The following is a 15,950-nucleotide window of genomic DNA, read 5'->3' as shown; positions in this document are numbered from 1 at the left end:
GTCACAACGGGGCTAGGCGCCCCGCCATTAAAAACAAACGGGCGGGATTATAAACCTCCGCCCGTATCAGAAAACAGTTGTTTACCCGATATTTTGCTCAACCCAGGCCGGTACACCAGCCAGGGCTTCGGCCAGACGGGATGGATCATTACCACCACCCTGGGCCATGTCGGGGCGACCGCCGCCTTTGCCATCTACCAGCGAGGCCAGATGCTTCATTAAATCGCCAGCCTTGATGCGGTTGGTGGCGGACTTGGTAACACCGGCCACCAGCACCACCTTTCCGTCTTCGACAGTGGCCAGCACCACAACGCCCTCGCCCAGCTTGTTCTTGAGCTGATCCGCAGTTTCCATCAAGGCCTTGCGGTCAGCGCCTTCCATCTCGGAGGCCACCACTTTCAGGCCTGCCACTTCGACCGCGGAACCAGCCAGATCAGTACCCGCGGAACTCGCCAGTTTTGCTTTCAGGGCATCGACATCCTTCTCAAGCTGGCGATTGCGGTCCAGAACCTGCTTGACCTTGTCGACGACAGAATCACGGGTGCCCTTCACCAGACGTGCGGTCTCGCGCAGCGTACGCTCGGTTTCATCAACCCATTCCAGCGCACCCAACCCGGTTACAGCCTCAATACGACGAACGCCAGAGGAAATGCCGCTTTCGGAGGTAATGCGGAACAACCCGATATCGCCGGTACGGGCAACGTGAGTACCACCACACAGCTCAACAGAGTATTTGTCGGTACCCATGGTGAGCACCCGTACTACATCACCGTACTTCTCACCAAACAGAGCCATCGCGCCTTTTTCCTTGGCGGTATCCATATCGGTAATGTCGATATCTACCGGCGTGTTCTCCAGGATCTGCTCGTTAACCGTACGCTCGATTTCTCTCAGCTGCTCCGGCGTCACGGCTTCAAAATGGGAGAAGTCGAATCGCAGTTTGTCCGGGTCGACCAGCGAGCCCTTCTGGGTAACGTGTTCCCCCAGGATATTGCGCAGGGCCGCATGCAGCAGGTGCGTAGCCGAGTGGTTGCGCTTGGTGCGTTCACGACGGGCATGATCAATCCGCGCATCCACTTCCAGCCCGGGGAACAGCTCACCTTCAATCAGGGTGCCCACATGCAGGTGGTTATCACCTTCTTTGCGGGTGTCGGTTACCTGGAAGCGGCCACCGCTCCAGGTCAGCAGGCCGGTATCACCCACCTGGCCACCAGACTCCGCGTAGAACGGCGTGCGCTCCAATACCACCACACACTCATCACCCGCTTCCGCGTTACGCTCCTCACCGTTGACCAGCACCGTGCGGATACGTTCATGACCATCGACGTGGTCATAACCGGTAAACTCGGTCTTGCCCTCAATCGTGATGCCGGCGGCATTGTAGTCGATACCAAACTTGCTGGCGGCACGAGCCCGGTCGCGCTGGGCCTCCATGGCTTTTTCGTAGCCTTCGTAATCCAGAGTCAGACCACGCTCGCGGGCAATATCGTTGGTCAGATCGACCGGGAACCCATAGGTATCGTAAAGAGTAAACACGGTTTCACCGGGAATCTCGGTACCCTTCAGCTCCGCAATGTCCTGCTCCAGCAGGCGCAGACCTTTATCCAGGGTCTTGGCGAACTGTTCTTCCTCCTGCAGCAACACCTTTTCGATCTGCTTGCGACTACTCACCAATTGCGGATAGGCCTCGCCCATCAGTTCAACCAGAGCGCCGGTAAGCTTGTAGAAAAACGGCTGGGTAGCACCGAGCTTGTTGCCGTGGCGAGCTGCGCGACGAATAATTCGGCGCAGAACAAAGCCGCGCCCTTCGTTGGACGGCATCACGCCGTCGGCAATCAGGAAGGCGCAAGAACGGATATGATCCGCCACCACGCGCAGAGACGCTTCTGTGGTGGCCGCACCACCCAGGATCTCGGATGCCGCCTTCAACAGGTCCTGGAACAGGTCGATTTCGTAGTTACTGTGAACACCCTGCAGAACCGCAGCAATCCGCTCCAGCCCCATGCCGGTGTCCACCGAGGGCTTGGGCAGGTTCAGCATCTCGCCGTCGGCAGTGCGGTTGTACTGCATGAAAACCACGTTCCAGATTTCGATGTAGCGGTCGCCATCTTCTTCCGGGCTGCCGGGAGGCCCACCTGCCACATCCGGGCCGTGATCGTAGAAAATCTCGGTGCACGGGCCACAGGGTCCTGTATCACCCATCTGCCAGAAGTTATCGGAGGCGTAGCGGGCGCCTTTGTTGTCGCCGATGCGCACAATCCGTTCCGCCGGTACACCGATCTCCTGGTTCCAGATATCAAAGGCTTCGTCGTCTTCGGCGTAAACCGTTACCCACAGCTTCTCCTGGGGCAGGTTGAGGTGCTGTTCGCCAGTCAGGAACGTCCAGGCAAAATTAATGGCCTCGCGCTTGAAGTAATCGCCGAAGCTGAAGTTGCCAAGCATCTCGAAGAAGGTATGGTGGCGCGCTGTATAGCCCACGTTTTCCAGATCATTGTGCTTGCCGCCGGCACGCACACATTTCTGGGAGCTGGTCGCTCGTGTATAGTCGCGCTCCTCGCGGCCGAGGAAAAGATCCTTGAACTGGTTCATCCCCGCGTTGGTAAACAGCAGAGTGGGATCATCGTGGGGTACCAGTGAACTGCTGGGCACAATGGCATGCCCTTGCTGCTGGAAATATTCGAGGAATGCTTGTCGCAACTCTGCGGTTTTCATAGACCTTTGATACCTTTCGACCTGATACACCTTGCCAGAACGCCGCCGAATGAACCGCCGGGCCTGAGGTTAAATGCGATTACTTACATGCGTGTGCAAATCGGCTACTCTAGCACACGCCGAGAACTTGAAAAACGTGAAAACTCACAGGAGACGCCATGCCCCGACGCTTTCATGAAGCCGATGAACTTCTGCCACCGGCGACCGGCCTGAAACGCGCCCTGGCCATTATTTACGATGGACTGATCAGTATCGCCGTGCTGCTTGTCGCCAGCTGGGTGTACACCATGATTGCGGGATGGATTACGGGCTGGGATCGCTATGAACAAATGGCCGAAGCCGGTGAAATCTCAGGAGACCCGGGGCTGACCTTCGTTCTGTTTCTGGTGCTGTATCTGTTTTTCGCCTACTTCTGGACCCGCATCGGCCAGACCCTCGGCATGCAGGTATGGCGCGTTCGCATCGAGAATCTTGATGGTACCTCCGTGAGCTGGACCCAGGCCCTGATTCGCTATGTTACCGCTGCGATCATCGTTTTCCTGAGCATTCTCGGCGCCTACTACCTGGGCGCGCTGACGTTGTTGCTCAGCATCCCGGCCATCATCGCGCTGTTCTATCCCATCAATGGGTTGTCGCTGACCGACCGCACCTCCAACAGCGTGGTTGTTCAGGTGGCCAGGCCCGAGAAGAAATAGGTCTGGCGCTACCCCGCCCGACGCATCAGGACGGCTCCGACAATACCGTTAACAACAATCGGAGCCAGCACCGCAATCAGCGGATTAAAGCCATAAACCATACTCATCGGCCCCAGCAGATCCTGCATATACTTGAACAGCAATCCCACCAGCAGACCGGTAAATACCCGGAACCCCATGGTCACAGACCGCAGTGGCCCGAACACAAAGGAGATGGCGACCAACACCATCACCGCCGTGCCCAGGGGCATCAGTGCCTTTTTCCAGAACGCGAGCCAATATTGTGCCGCACTCAGCCCCTGCTCTCCGAGATAGGCCGCGTAGGTATACAGGCCCGTCATCGACAGATTCTCCGGCTTCACAATCAGTACACTCAGCACGCTCGGCGACAGGCCGGTCTCCCAACGCAGTGACGCACTCACATCACGCACGGTCCGCTCCGGCTCAATGCGAGTGGAGGTCACGTTCTCCAGCAACCAATAGTCGCTCTGGTAGATGGCACGCTCGGCGAAGCTGGCAACCTGCAATTGCCGGGCATCGTCAAACCGGAACAGCGAAACCCCATGCAACACACCGTTTGGCTGAACCGCATTCAGGTGCATGAAGGTATTGCCTTCGCGATGCCACACCCCTTCCGCAGAAGCCACGCTGCTCCCCGCACCCAAGGCCACCGCCTTGTCACTCTGGGCAATACGTTCGGTGGTCGGCGCGACATACTCACCAATCGCCACGCCGAGCAGAACCACGATCAGCGCCGGCTTCATGGCAGACCAGACAATGCGTTTGAGCGACACGCCGGCTGCCCGGATCACCGTCAGCTCCGAGGAACTGGCCATGGAGCCCAGGCCGACAAGGCAACCCATGAAGGCGCCAAGAGGCAGGTAATCGTAGATTCGCCGTGGCAAAGTCAGCGCCACATACCACAGCGCCTGCAGGGTTTGATATTCGTTGCGCGTGTCTTCCAGTTCAGCAATGAATGCAAAGATCACATCCAGCGACAACACCACAACCATAACCAGGAACATGGCGCCGCCAACGGTACGCATGACATAACCATCGATCTTATGCACGCTGGCGCCCCTCCCTCTCAAGACGACGACGGTTCAGCCACCCGGGGCCAAACTGCAGCCACAGGCCGAGCGCCAGGAACAGCGCATGCACCCAGAGCATACCCACCCATTCAGGCACCTTTTCATCCGCCAGCGCATCCCGCGCCACAATCAGTAAGCCCAGATAGGTGATGTAAACCAGCATTGCCGGCAACAGATGGAAAAAGCGCCCCTGCCGGGGGTTCACCCGACTGAGCCGCACGGCCAGCAAGGTGACGATGGGCACAATCAACGGTAACGATATTCGCCAGTGCAAGAGAGCCCGGTCTTCCGGATCATCCGAGGTCCAAAGTGCCAGCGTACTCAGGCCTTCCTCCAGCTCTTTGCTGCCCTCCTGGCCGCTGACAATCTTCAAACCGTAGGCTTCAAACTCAGTGACATTGTAATCAAGCCGGCCGGGAGCGCCCTGAAAACGCCCGCCATCCTCCAGCACCAGAAACCGGCTGCCGGTTTCCTCATCAATGAACTGGGAGCCAGACTCCGCAGTGATCAGAGTGACACCCTTACCGTCCTTGTCGTACTCGGCAATAAACACCCCCTGCAACTGGCGCTTGTCGTCGCTCAGGGCCTCGGTGTAAGTGACCCGATCACCGGAGGTAAAGTCCTGAAACCGCCCCGGGGCCAGCATTTCAAACTCGGTGGCCTTTCGCTGCTCGTTAAAGATGTGCTCCACCTGTTTCATGCCCCAGGGAGAGATGTAAAGGCTCATGGCCCCCACCACCAGCATGACCGGCAGCGCTCCAAGTAACGTTTTCGCCAGCAACTGCTTTTCACTCACACCGCAGGCGAACAACACCGTCATCTCGCTTTCGAGGTACATCCGGCCATACGCCAGCAGAATTCCGATAAACAGGCCCAGGGGCAGAATTAATTCCAGAAACCCGGGGAAACGATACCCCATAATCGCAAACAGGACGCCGGCCGCAATCTCGCCCTCAGCAGCATCGGCCAGATACTTGATAAAACGCCCACTCATGAACACCAGCAACAGAATGCCTGACACCGCAAGCATACTGACCATGATCTGGCGAATGAGGTAACGGAAGATAATACTCAAATCAGTCTCTCTGGCGGCGCCGTCATTGGAGATGGAGGTTAAGGAGAACAGCGCGTATTCTATGTAACCTCGCCGACGAATGACAGTACGGGGCCTACACGATAAAACCATCGTAACGAAGCGGGCACCCGGCTTGATTAATAAAGGCTTTGCCCCAATCCTTATGAGCACTGCCATCAACATTCAATTCAATTGAATAAAGCATAATCTGACAACGGAGTTGCCATGAGAGTTGCCATGAATTTCAGCCTGAGCAGCAAAGCCATCACAGCCACCAAAGCCGACTGCCTGGTTATCGGCCTGCCTGAGAAAGGCGAGTGGCCAGAATCCACCAAAGCGGCAGACGACGCGCTGGGCGGACTGATCAAGCAACTCGAGAAAGCCGGCGACCTGACCGGCAACAACGCCTCCGTGAATACCTTGCCCCTGGTGGATCAACCCTGGCAGCGCGTTGTGGTAATTGGCACCGGCAAAGATGCCGACCGCACAGCCACAGCCTATCGTAAGAGCCTGATTGCCATGACCGGCGCATTGAAAGATGGCCCCTCCAAAAGTGCACTGATCAGCCTGACCGATACTGCGGTTCAGGGCGAAGCTGCGGTCAGCTCTGAAGAAGCCCGGCTCAACCTGATTGGCCGGATTCTGGAAGACCAGCTCTACACCTTCACCGAATTCAAAAGCGACAAGCCTGCCGCCCGCAAACTGAAAAAAGTTGTGGTACAGGCATCCGGCGCCGGCAAGTCCCTGAAAGATGCTTTCAACCTTGGCCTGGCCACCGGCCGCGGCATGAACTACACCAAAGACCTGGGCAACACTCCACCCAACATCTGCCACCCGGTCTGGCTTGCCGAACAGGCCAAGGCCATGGCCAAAGACTACGACTCCATCCAGACCGAAGTTCTGGACGAGAAGCAGATGGAAAAACTGGGCATGAACACCATCCTGGCCGTAGGCAAAGGTTCCAAGCAGCCTCCGCGCCTGATCGTGATGGAATACCGTGGCGGCAAGGCCAAAGACAAACCCTACGTACTGGTGGGGAAAGGCATCACCTTCGATACCGGCGGCATCAGCCTCAAGCCTGGCGAAGGCATGGACGAAATGAAATACGATATGGGCGGTTCTGCCAGCGTTTTCGGCACCATGAAAGTCCTGGCTGAAACCAAACCCAAGATCAACGTGGTTGCCGTGATCGCTGCCGCTGAAAATATGCCAGACGGCGGTGCCTCCCGCCCCGGCGATATCGTCAAAACCCTGAGCGGCATGACCGTCGAAATCCTCAACACGGACGCCGAAGGCCGCCTGGTACTGTGCGACGCCCTCACCTACGTGAAGAAATTTGACCCGGCAGCCGTGGTCGACATGGCCACCCTCACCGGCGCCTGCATTATCGCCCTGGGCAGTCACGCCACCGGCCTGTTGTCCAACAACGACGAGCTTGCGAACGAACTGCTCGCCGCCGGCGAACGCACCGGCGACCGCGCCTGGCGCCTGCCTCTGTGGGACGAATACCAGAGCCAGCTCGACAGCAATTTCGCAGACATGGCCAACATTGGCGGCCGCCCCGCGGGCACCATTACCGCCGCCTGCTTCCTGAGCCGCTTCGCCAAGGACTACCGCTGGGCCCACCTGGATATCGCGGGCACCGCCTGGAACTCCGGCAAAGCCAAAGGCGCCACCGGCCGCCCGGTCCCCCTGCTGGTCGACTACCTGATGACCCATGCAGGATAACCAGCCAAACCCTTCCCCGGAGCCCGGCAGCCTCGCTGCCGGGCCCTCCGGCCAGGACGACAGAAACCAGCGCTACTGGTTCCACATCCTCGCCCAGAACACCCACGCCGCCCGCAACCTCCACGCCGCCAAACTCGTGGACAAAGCCTGGCAGCAGGGCGACCGTGTGTGCGTTCTTTGTGACACCGAAGAACAGGCCGTGGAACTCGACGATCTGCTGTGGAACTTCACCCCCGAAGCCTTCATCCCTCACAGCATCGCCAAAGCAGCAACCACACCTTGCACCGACCCCGTCGGCATTTTGCTCTACCCGCCAGCCGCGGTGGACTGGGATACCGTGATCGTCTTGTCCTCAACCCTGCCTGAAGACGCTGACCAATACCGCCGCCTGGCCCTGGTTGCCCATAATGATCCGGCGGTATTGAACCAGGCGCGGGGGCATTACAAGCAGTTGCGGTCACTGGGCATTGAAGCTCGGGTGCATGATATGCGGAAACGCTAGCCGGGTTCGCCGCGATCAAGACGACCATGTATAATCGTCCGATTCAGAATTTCCCTATGTGAATCAACCAAAACGGTCACTGCATAATCCCATGGAAAAAACCTACCAGCCAGAAAACATCGAGCGCCAGTGGTACGAAAACTGGGAATCCAAAGGCTATTTCCGCCCCAGCGGCGAAGGCGACTCCTACAGCATCGCCATCCCGCCACCCAACGTGACCGGCAGCCTGCACATGGGCCATGCCTTCCAGCACACCATCATGGACACCCTCACCCGCTTCAAGCGCATGCAGGGCCGTAACGCACTGTGGACCGTCGGCACCGATCATGCCGGCATCGCCACCCAGATGGTCGTCGAACGCAAACTGGCTGCAGAAGAAGACAAAACCCGCCACGATCTCGGCCGGGAAGAATTCATCAAGCGCATCTGGGACTGGAAAGAACACTCCGGCGGTACCATCACCCGCCAGATGCGTCGCCTGGGCAACTCCGTGGACTGGAGCAACGAACGCTTCACCATGGACGATGGCTTCTACAAAGCCGTACAGGAAGTCTTTATCCGCCTGTACGATGAAGGCCTGGTGTACCGCGGCAAACGGCTGGTGAACTGGGATCCGAAGCTGCACACCGCCATCTCTGATCTGGAAGTCGAAAACAAGGAAGAAAAGGGCTATTTCTGGCACCTGCGCTACCCGCTGGCCGACAGCCAGAAAACCCAGGACGGCAAAGACTACGTCATCGTCGCCACCACCCGGCCGGAAACCATGCTGGGTGACACTGCCGTAGCCGTCCACCCGGACGATGAGCGCTACCAGCATCTGATTGGCCAGCACGTTCTGCTGCCGCTGGTTAACCGCCGCATTCCCATCGTGGCTGACCACCACGCCGATCCGGAAAAAGGTTCCGGCTGCGTGAAGATCACCCCCGCTCACGACTTCAACGATTACGCCGTAGGCAAACGCAACAACCTGCCCATGATCAACGTCATGACGCAGGACGCCAACATTCGTGAAATCGCCGAAGTCTTCAATGCGGACGGCACCGAAAATTCCGAGATTAACAGCGCCCTCCCGGCCGCCTATGCCGGCCTGAGCCGGGAAGCAGCCCGCAAGCAGATTGTTGCCGACATGGAACTGGCAGGCCTGGTCGAGAAAATCGAAGACCACGTGCTGAGCGTACCCCGCGGCGATCGCTCCGGGCTGATTATCGAGCCGATGCTGACGGATCAGTGGTTTGCCGACGCCAAGACTCTGGCCAAGCCGGCTATTGAAGCGGTAGAAGACGGTCGCATCCAGTTCGTACCCAAACAGTACGAGAACATGTACTTCGCCTGGATGCGGGACATCCAGGACTGGTGCATCTCCCGCCAGCTCTGGTGGGGGCACCGGATTCCTGCCTGGTATGACGCTGAAGGCAATATCTATGTGGGCCGGAGCGAGGCTGAGGTTCGCAGCAAACATCAGCTCCCGGACACACTGGAACTCAAGCAGGACGACGATGTACTGGACACCTGGTTCAGCTCCGCCCTGTGGACCTTCGGCACTCTGGGCTGGCCGGAAATCACCGAACGGCTGAAGACGTTCCACCCCACCGACGTGCTGGTGACCGGTTTCGATATCATCTTCTTCTGGGTTGCCCGGATGATCATGATGACCATGCACTTCATGAAAAATGAAGACGGCACCCCACAGGTACCCTTCCATACCGTGTATGTCACCGGTCTGATCCGGGACGAGCACGGCGACAAGATGTCCAAGTCCAAGGGTAACGTGATCGACCCGCTGGATATGATCGACGGCATCAGCCTGCCGGACCTGCTGGAAAAACGCACCGGCAACCTGATGCAGCCCAAGCTGGCCGAGAAAATCGGCAAGCGCACAGAGAAGGAATTTCCGGAAGGCATCGCCGCCCACGGTACTGACGCCCTGCGTTTCACCCTCGCGGCCATGGCGACCACCGGCCGTGACATCAACTGGGATATGAAGCGCCTGGAAGGCTACCGCAACTTCTGCAACAAGCTGTGGAACGCCGCCCGCTACGTGCTGATGAACACGGAAGGCGAAGACTGCGGCGTAAACAATGAGCCGGTGGAACTGTCCCTGGCAGACCGCTGGATCATCAGCGAACTGCAGCACTGCGAGCAGGAGGTGATCCGCCACCTGGACCAGTACCGCTTTGACCTGGCCGCCTACGCCCTGTACGAGTTCATCTGGAACGAATACTGCGACTGGTACCTGGAACTGTCCAAACCAGCCCTGAGCGATGACAGCGCCAGTGCCGAAGCCAAACGGGGCACCCGTCGTACCCTGGTACGCGTACTCGAAGCCGTACTCCGCCTGGCGCATCCGATCATGCCGTTCATCACGGAAGAAATCTGGCAACGTATTGCACCGCTGGCCGGCAAGCAGGGCGACAGCATCATGCTGCAGCCCTACCCGCAGCCGGATGCCAGCAAGCAGGATGCCGCCGTGGCCGCCGATATCGAGTGGCTTAAAGGCGTGATTGTAGCGGTGCGTAATATCCGCGGCGAGATGAACATCTCCCCGGGTAAGCAGGTACCGGTACTTCTGAAAGGCGGCAACGCCGACGATCAGCGCCGCCTGAACGACAACCGCCAATTCCTCATTTCCCTGGCCAAACTTGAGAAGCTGGAATGGTTCGAGGGCGACAAAGCTCCCATGAGCGCCACCCAACTGGTAGGCGAAATGGAAGTGCTGGTGCCCATGGCCGGCCTGATCGACAAGGACGCCGAACTCAAGCGCCTGGACAAGGAGCTGGAACGCCTGAACAAGGAAATCGGTCGCCTGGAAGGCAAGCTGAACAACGAAAAGTTCACCGCCAAGGCCCCAGCCGAAGTCGTAGAGAAGGAAAAAGAGAAGCTGAAGGATGCCCAGGGCAGCCTGCAGCGGCTCAGTGCGCAACGGGCAGAAATCGAGGCCATGTAAGGCCATGATCGCCATCCTCGGTGCCGGCTCCCTGGGCCGGCTCTGGGCCGCAACGCTACCTGGCGGGCAGGTAGCGTTTGTGCCCCGCCCGGGGCAGGCCCCAGACCCCGTCTGTTATCGCTTTCAGTCCATTGACGGCGAATCAGCCAATGCCATTATTCCCTGGCTACAACCCGGCCAGTCTCCTGATCTGATCCTGGTGACAACCAAAGCCGGCGACACCCTCGAAGCCCTCAAGGCGGCCCTGCCCTCCATTGCCAAACAGACTCCCATTGTGTTGTTCCAAAACGGCCTGGGGAGCCAGCAGCAGGTCACCGAAACATGGCCGGACCGGCCGGTACTGGCCGCATCCACGACCGAAGGCGCAAACCGGCCCGCCCCCGGGCTGACCGTTCACGCTGGCCGCGGCACTACCTGGGTCGGCGCCCTGAACCCGGCGGGGAATCCATTGGTCGAAAGGGTTGCCCAACAGCTCGCCAGCAGCGGCCTCATGGTCCACCCTGAACACGATATACTCGCCAGGCTCTGGCAAAAACTGGTGATCAACGCCGGCATAAACGCCTTTACGGCCATTCTGGATTGCCCCAACGGAGAGATCCTGACACAACCGTTTTACCTGCAATGGATTGCCCCCTTGTGCGAGGAGATCAGCCGCCTGCTCCCTGCCGCCGGACAACCGCAACAAGCCCCGGAAAACCTGCGCGAGACTATTGAGGCTGTCGCCCGCAAAACCGCCGCCAACACGTCTTCCATGCGGGCTGATGTAAAGGCAGGCAGAACCACGGAAATCGACTTCATTAACGGTTACCTGGCGCGGCTCGGCCATCAACATGGCATACCGGTACAGGTGAACCAAATGCTCGCCGAACAGGTACAACAACTGAACTGACTTTTACCAGAGGGAGCAAGACCATGGGCAATCGCCTGTCGAAGATCTACACCCGAACCGGAGACGACGGTTCTACCGGCCTGGCCGATGGCAACCGTATCGCCAAAAATGCCCAGCGAGTGGAAGCCATGGGTATGGCAGATGAGCTGAATTGCCATATCGGCGTTTTGATTGAGACGCTTCCCTCTGGTGACAGTCTGATCGATACCTTCCGGCGCATTCAGCATCACCTGTTTGATCTGGGCGGCGAATTTGCCATCCCGGGCAGCAAGGTGATCAGCGACAATCACATTGAGTGGCTGGAGCAGACTCTGGACGAGTACAACACCGACCTGCCGCCGCTAAAAAACTTCATCCTGCCTGGGGGCTGCCCTGCCGCAGCACAATGTCATCTGGCACGGGCGGTCTGTCGACGGGCCGAGCGCGTGGTGGTGGCCCTTGGCCACGAGGACTCCATCAATACTGCCTCGCGTCACTACCTGAACCGGTTATCCGATCTGCTGTTTGTCATCGCCCGGGTGCTGGCTCGCCGGGATGGCAGCCAGGAGATTCTCTGGGAGCAAAAAAAATCCGGCCTCTGAGGCCGGATTTTTCACAACAACCACAGATTACACCTTGAATGCTTCCACCAGGCGCTGAAGCGACGCGGTAAGCTCCGACATCTGTTTGGACGAAGCCAGAGTCTCTTCGGCGTTGGAGGCAGTGCTCTGGCCAAATTCGCCAATGCGCTCCACGTTGGCATTCACGTTCCTGGCCACGGCCGACTGTTCCTCCGCCGCCTGGGCAATCTGATGGCTCATATCAACGATCTCGGAAATGCCCGAGGCGATCCGATCCAGCGCTTCGGTCACTTCACCAGACTTCTGTACCGTCTTCTCCGTGGCATCGTGACTTGAGGTCATGGCAGATACCGCTTCTTTTACACCACCCTGAAGCCGGGAGATCATGCCTTCAATTTCCTCAGTGGACTTGTGGGTACGCTGAGACAATGAACGAACCTCATCCGCCACCACCGCAAAGCCACGCCCCTGTTCTCCCGCCCTCGCTGCCTCGATGGCCGCGTTCAGCGCCAGCAGGTTGGTCTGCTCGGCAATTGCTTTAATCTCAACCAGAACCTGACTGATATTGTCACTGTCCGCACTCACCCGGTTGATGACATCAACGGCGCCTGCAATCTCCGTAGCCAGCCGGTTAATGGTCGCCACCGTATCGGCCACCACTTCCCGACCCTTCTCGGTATCTTTCTCGGCATTCCCCGCACTATCCGCCACCCGGTGCGCACTCTCCGTGACTTCATTGACCGCTTCCACCATCTGGCCCATGGCCTCGTTGATCTGCCCGGTCTCTTCCATCTGTCGGGCCACGGCCTGACTGTTCGCCGAAGCGGTGTCATTCACCCGGACCGCCTGCTGATCAACATCTGCTGTTGTAGAGCCCACCGACCGGACAAGCTCAGCAATACGATCGGTCATGTTGTTGAACTCAGAGGTGAGCTCACCCAGTTCGTCCCGGTTGTTCAACCGGATATGGGTGGTCATATCGCCGGCGGCCACATTTCTTGCAGCTTCGCTGAACCGGTTGATGGCAATCCGCACAGACATAAAGAAGCCCACATAGAGGTAGACCACTACCAGCATCACAGCAATCAGCGCCACCAGAATCAGGGTGCGCTGCCCGGTCTGGCGAGCCAGGCGATCCTCAAGATTACCGGCAACCACATCGAAGATACGATCGCTGAGGGTATCGTAATATCCCATCTGCGCCGATACGGTCTCGTCAAATTCCTGCCAGGGCAGCTCCAGGCGCATAGGCGTGATGACATTCAGGTCCAGCTCATCACGGACTGTCATCAGACTCTCTTCCGTGCGGGTCAGTGCACCGCTCGCACTCTCTGCCAGCTGGGGCGACGCCTCCACAGCAACGGAAAGGGCCGGCGAAAGCAGCGAACTGCGGTTGGTCAACTGATCGTAGATTTCATTCAGGGTTTCGCTGAGTGCATAGCCCACCTGACCTTCCACCAGCGCAAAAATACCGTATGAACGGGCGCGGCCAACAACAGTGCGAGACTCAGGCAACGCAGAACGCACCAGCCCTAACAGCAGCAGGTTTTCCCGGGACGCATCCTGACCCAATCCGCTGATTTCAATGGTCGCCGGCAGCAAGGCCATCACCTTCTGCACAAACTCCTGGTAGTACTTGAACTGGGGGTCAATGTTGCCCTGATAGTTATCGTTGGCTTTGAGCGTCTCCCATTCTTCTCTTACAACCAGGATCTGCTCCTGCCAGGAGCCGGAGGTGTCAAAAGAACGCTGTGGTTCGGCGAGATCTGCCAACAGGGCATCCATGCGACTGGCCGCTTCGTTGGCTTTTTCGAGCAAGGGCTGTTCGTCTTTCAGAATGCCGGGGGCCTGATAGTCACGGTAATCCATCGCCGCCACCAGCAGGCGCTCCACCTTCTGGAGTTCTGCAAGACCTTCAATGCCGCGGGTCATGGTCTGAACCGACTGGTTAAGCCCAGAAATCACCAACCAGGAAAGCACGATGATAGGGCCAAGAAAGAGAATGCTGATGAGGCTGAATTTGTAAACCATGGGCAGCCGATTCATCAGTGCTACAGCCGGATTGATTATATAGTTCACAGAGCCCTCGCTGCTTCTAACAACTGAATCTTTATTCTTTTGTTTGATTATCGCCCGTTGCCGGAAAAACTTAATCACTATTTAGTGTTATTCTGTAATCCGTTTTTGCTTTCCGGCTAGGCCATGCCTGCGATCACCAGCAATGCAAGCGCACATATCCACACCAGCATGCTCCGGTTGAGGAGGTCCCTTATAGCGCTGAGGCTCCGCCCGCCAAAATCGGGCCACTCTTCCGGGTGCAACTCCGAAAAGCGCGCAGGATCAAGTGCATATCCAGTTAACGACCCGTTGGCGGAAATCATTAGCACATCCGCGGTCTTTTTCCCGAATCCCGGGAATACCTTGCGTATTTCCCGGGACCAGCCGGCCAGGTCACCGGCGAGCCCGAATGTGCATGACAGCAAGCGGGAAGGAATCCAGCCGATAAGCCGGGCTGCCCGCTGATAGCGTTCCCGCGCGGCCGCCTGCGGCCATTGGCCCGCCAGAGCTACAAGCCCTCGAGCCAGAAAAGCCAGCGCTATGCCGCCGACGGCATACCAGAAAACCACCAGGAAGAAACGCTCGAAAACCGAGACCATCAGCGCCCGCGACACCGACAGGTGCATGGCTTCTGGCGATAGCGCTGCTCCTCTTTCGGAGGCGGGCAGGCGCTCTTGAACATGGTGCCAGGCAGCCTGCATATCTCCGCGCCGCCAGGCATCGGAATAGGCTCGCAGCACCTTGCGCCAGCCCGGCGCTCCCATCAGTACCACCATCAGCACCAGTTCAAGCGGATACAGGGCATAGCGGTAGCCCGCCTCACTGGACAGCGCCCACGCGCCAGCGAGCGCCAGAGAAGGTAACACAACCAGCAGCGCCCCTCTCCAGACTGACCGCTCCTGACCCGCTTCTACCCGGCCCCAACGATGAAACCAGTTACGCCAGACCTCATCGCCAGCCAGGTGATCGGCGCGGTCCAGCCTGCGGCGAATCACGTACGCAATCAGAAAAACAACCAACGACATCAGGCCATCTCCTCGTTCGACAGCAGTGTCTGGAAGCGAGACCACTCAAACGCGGGCCCTGGATCGGTTTTTCGGCCCGGAGCAATATCACTGTGGCCGGCAATGCGACCCGGCGTGATTTCCGGCCAGGCTGTCATTGCCAGGAGCGCCAGACGCGCCAGCGCACGGTACTGATCATCGGTATAGGGAACGTCATCCGCACCTTCGAGCTCGATACCAATGGAGTAGTCGTTGCACTCCTCCTTACCCTGAAAACTGGAACGGCCAGCATGCCATGCCCTGTCCAGACAGCTGACAAACTGAATAACGGAACCATCCCGGCGAATCAACGCGTGTGCAGACACCTTCAGCTCTGCGATCGTTTCAAAATAGGGGTGGGCAGCAGTATCCAGACAGTTACAGAAAAAATTCTCGATGTGCGGGCCGCCAAACTGTTCCGGCGGCAGGCTGATGTTGTGAACCACCAGCAGTGAGATAGAGGAACCGTCCGGGCGGGGACCAAAATTGGGCGACGGACACCAGCGCACGCCGGGGAACCGGCCACTGGAACGCAAAAGTGCTGCCGCATCTTTCAGGGAGTGTGGGTGATGATCGTTCTGGATACTAGACAACGTGTTTCCATCGGCGCAGGGGACTCATGCAGATGATTGAATCACAAAGCGCCCATGGAT

Annotated in this window: 12 protein-coding genes; 6 read left to right on the top strand and 6 right to left on the bottom strand. The window is 58.4% G+C overall.

The genetic code is table 11. The annotated features are described in order from the left end of the window. Positions 1-81: 81 nt before the first annotated feature. The gene (alaS, locus tag C7436_RS18375; RefSeq protein WP_121208697.1) at positions 82-2,712 is read right to left on the bottom strand and encodes an alanine--tRNA ligase; all 2,631 of its coding nucleotides are present in this window, start codon (positions 2,710-2,712) and stop codon (positions 82-84) included. A 158-nt stretch (positions 2,713-2,870) separates the two neighbouring features. On the opposite strand from alaS, the gene C7436_RS18370 reads away from it, so the two are divergent. Continuing rightward, entirely contained in the window at positions 2,871-3,407 is a 537-nt protein-coding gene (locus tag C7436_RS18370) for an RDD family protein (protein WP_113880474.1), read from the top strand. Between the two features lie 8 nt (positions 3,408-3,415). Here the strand turns inward: C7436_RS18370 and lptG are convergent, their stop codons facing one another. Next, positions 3,416-4,477 carry an LPS export ABC transporter permease LptG gene (gene lptG, locus C7436_RS18365; RefSeq protein WP_121208696.1) on the bottom strand — a complete coding sequence of 354 codons (1,062 nt, stop codon included), beginning with the start codon at positions 4,475-4,477 and terminating at the stop codon, positions 3,416-3,418. Next, positions 4,470-5,573 carry an LPS export ABC transporter permease LptF gene (gene lptF, locus C7436_RS18360; protein WP_121208695.1) on the bottom strand — a complete coding sequence of 368 codons (1,104 nt, stop codon included), beginning with the start codon at positions 5,571-5,573 and terminating at the stop codon, positions 4,470-4,472. The genes lptG and lptF overlap by 8 nt, the downstream gene beginning before the upstream one ends. A gap of 237 nt (positions 5,574-5,810) precedes the next feature. On the opposite strand from lptF, the gene C7436_RS18355 reads away from it, so the two are divergent. The 5 genes from C7436_RS18355 (at position 5,811) to C7436_RS18335 (ending at position 12,217) form a co-directional block, all read left to right on the top strand. Beyond that, positions 5,811-7,301 (top strand): leucyl aminopeptidase, encoded by a 1,491-nt coding sequence (locus tag C7436_RS18355; RefSeq protein WP_121208704.1) that lies wholly within the window; start codon positions 5,811-5,813, stop codon positions 7,299-7,301. Beyond that, the gene (locus tag C7436_RS18350) at positions 7,291-7,803 is read left to right on the top strand and encodes a DNA polymerase III subunit chi (RefSeq protein WP_121208694.1); all 513 of its coding nucleotides are present in this window, start codon (positions 7,291-7,293) and stop codon (positions 7,801-7,803) included. The genes C7436_RS18355 and C7436_RS18350 overlap by 11 nt, the downstream gene beginning before the upstream one ends. Positions 7,804-7,894: 91 nt before the next feature. Then, complete coding sequence (locus C7436_RS18345) at positions 7,895-10,747, top strand: valine--tRNA ligase (protein WP_121208693.1); 2,853 nt, start codon at positions 7,895-7,897, stop codon at positions 10,745-10,747. Between the two features lie 4 nt (positions 10,748-10,751). Continuing rightward, a complete protein-coding gene (locus tag C7436_RS18340; protein WP_023007875.1) occupies positions 10,752-11,636 on the top strand; it encodes a ketopantoate reductase family protein in 885 nt (294 codons plus the stop codon). 23 nt (positions 11,637-11,659) lie between these two features. Further along, positions 11,660-12,217: a cob(I)yrinic acid a,c-diamide adenosyltransferase gene (locus tag C7436_RS18335; RefSeq protein WP_023007876.1), complete on the top strand. Its 558-nt coding sequence runs from the start codon at positions 11,660-11,662 to the stop codon at positions 12,215-12,217. Positions 12,218-12,244: 27 nt separating this feature from the next. Here the strand turns inward: C7436_RS18335 and C7436_RS18330 are convergent, their stop codons facing one another. From C7436_RS18330 to ampD, 3 genes are all read right to left on the bottom strand, one after another. Continuing rightward, positions 12,245-14,275 (bottom strand): methyl-accepting chemotaxis protein, encoded by a 2,031-nt coding sequence (locus C7436_RS18330; RefSeq protein WP_121208692.1) that lies wholly within the window; start codon positions 14,273-14,275, stop codon positions 12,245-12,247. Between the two features lie 116 nt (positions 14,276-14,391). Continuing rightward, a complete protein-coding gene (locus C7436_RS18325) occupies positions 14,392-15,279 on the bottom strand; it encodes a histidine kinase (RefSeq protein ID WP_014421889.1) in 888 nt (295 codons plus the stop codon). Then, on the bottom strand, positions 15,279-15,890 hold the full coding sequence (gene ampD, locus C7436_RS18320) for a 1,6-anhydro-N-acetylmuramyl-L-alanine amidase AmpD (RefSeq protein WP_023007878.1): 612 nt from the start codon (positions 15,888-15,890) through the stop codon (positions 15,279-15,281). Before ampD ends, C7436_RS18325 begins: the two co-directional genes overlap by 1 nt. Between the last annotated feature and the right edge of the window lie 60 nt (positions 15,891-15,950).

Source organism: Marinobacter nauticus (genome assembly GCF_003634635.1).
In the GTDB taxonomy this organism is placed as follows: domain Bacteria; phylum Pseudomonadota; class Gammaproteobacteria; order Pseudomonadales; family Oleiphilaceae; genus Marinobacter; species Marinobacter nauticus.
The sequence above is the reverse complement of the archived record's forward strand: the minus strand, read 5'-3'. Positions and strand labels throughout refer to the sequence as shown.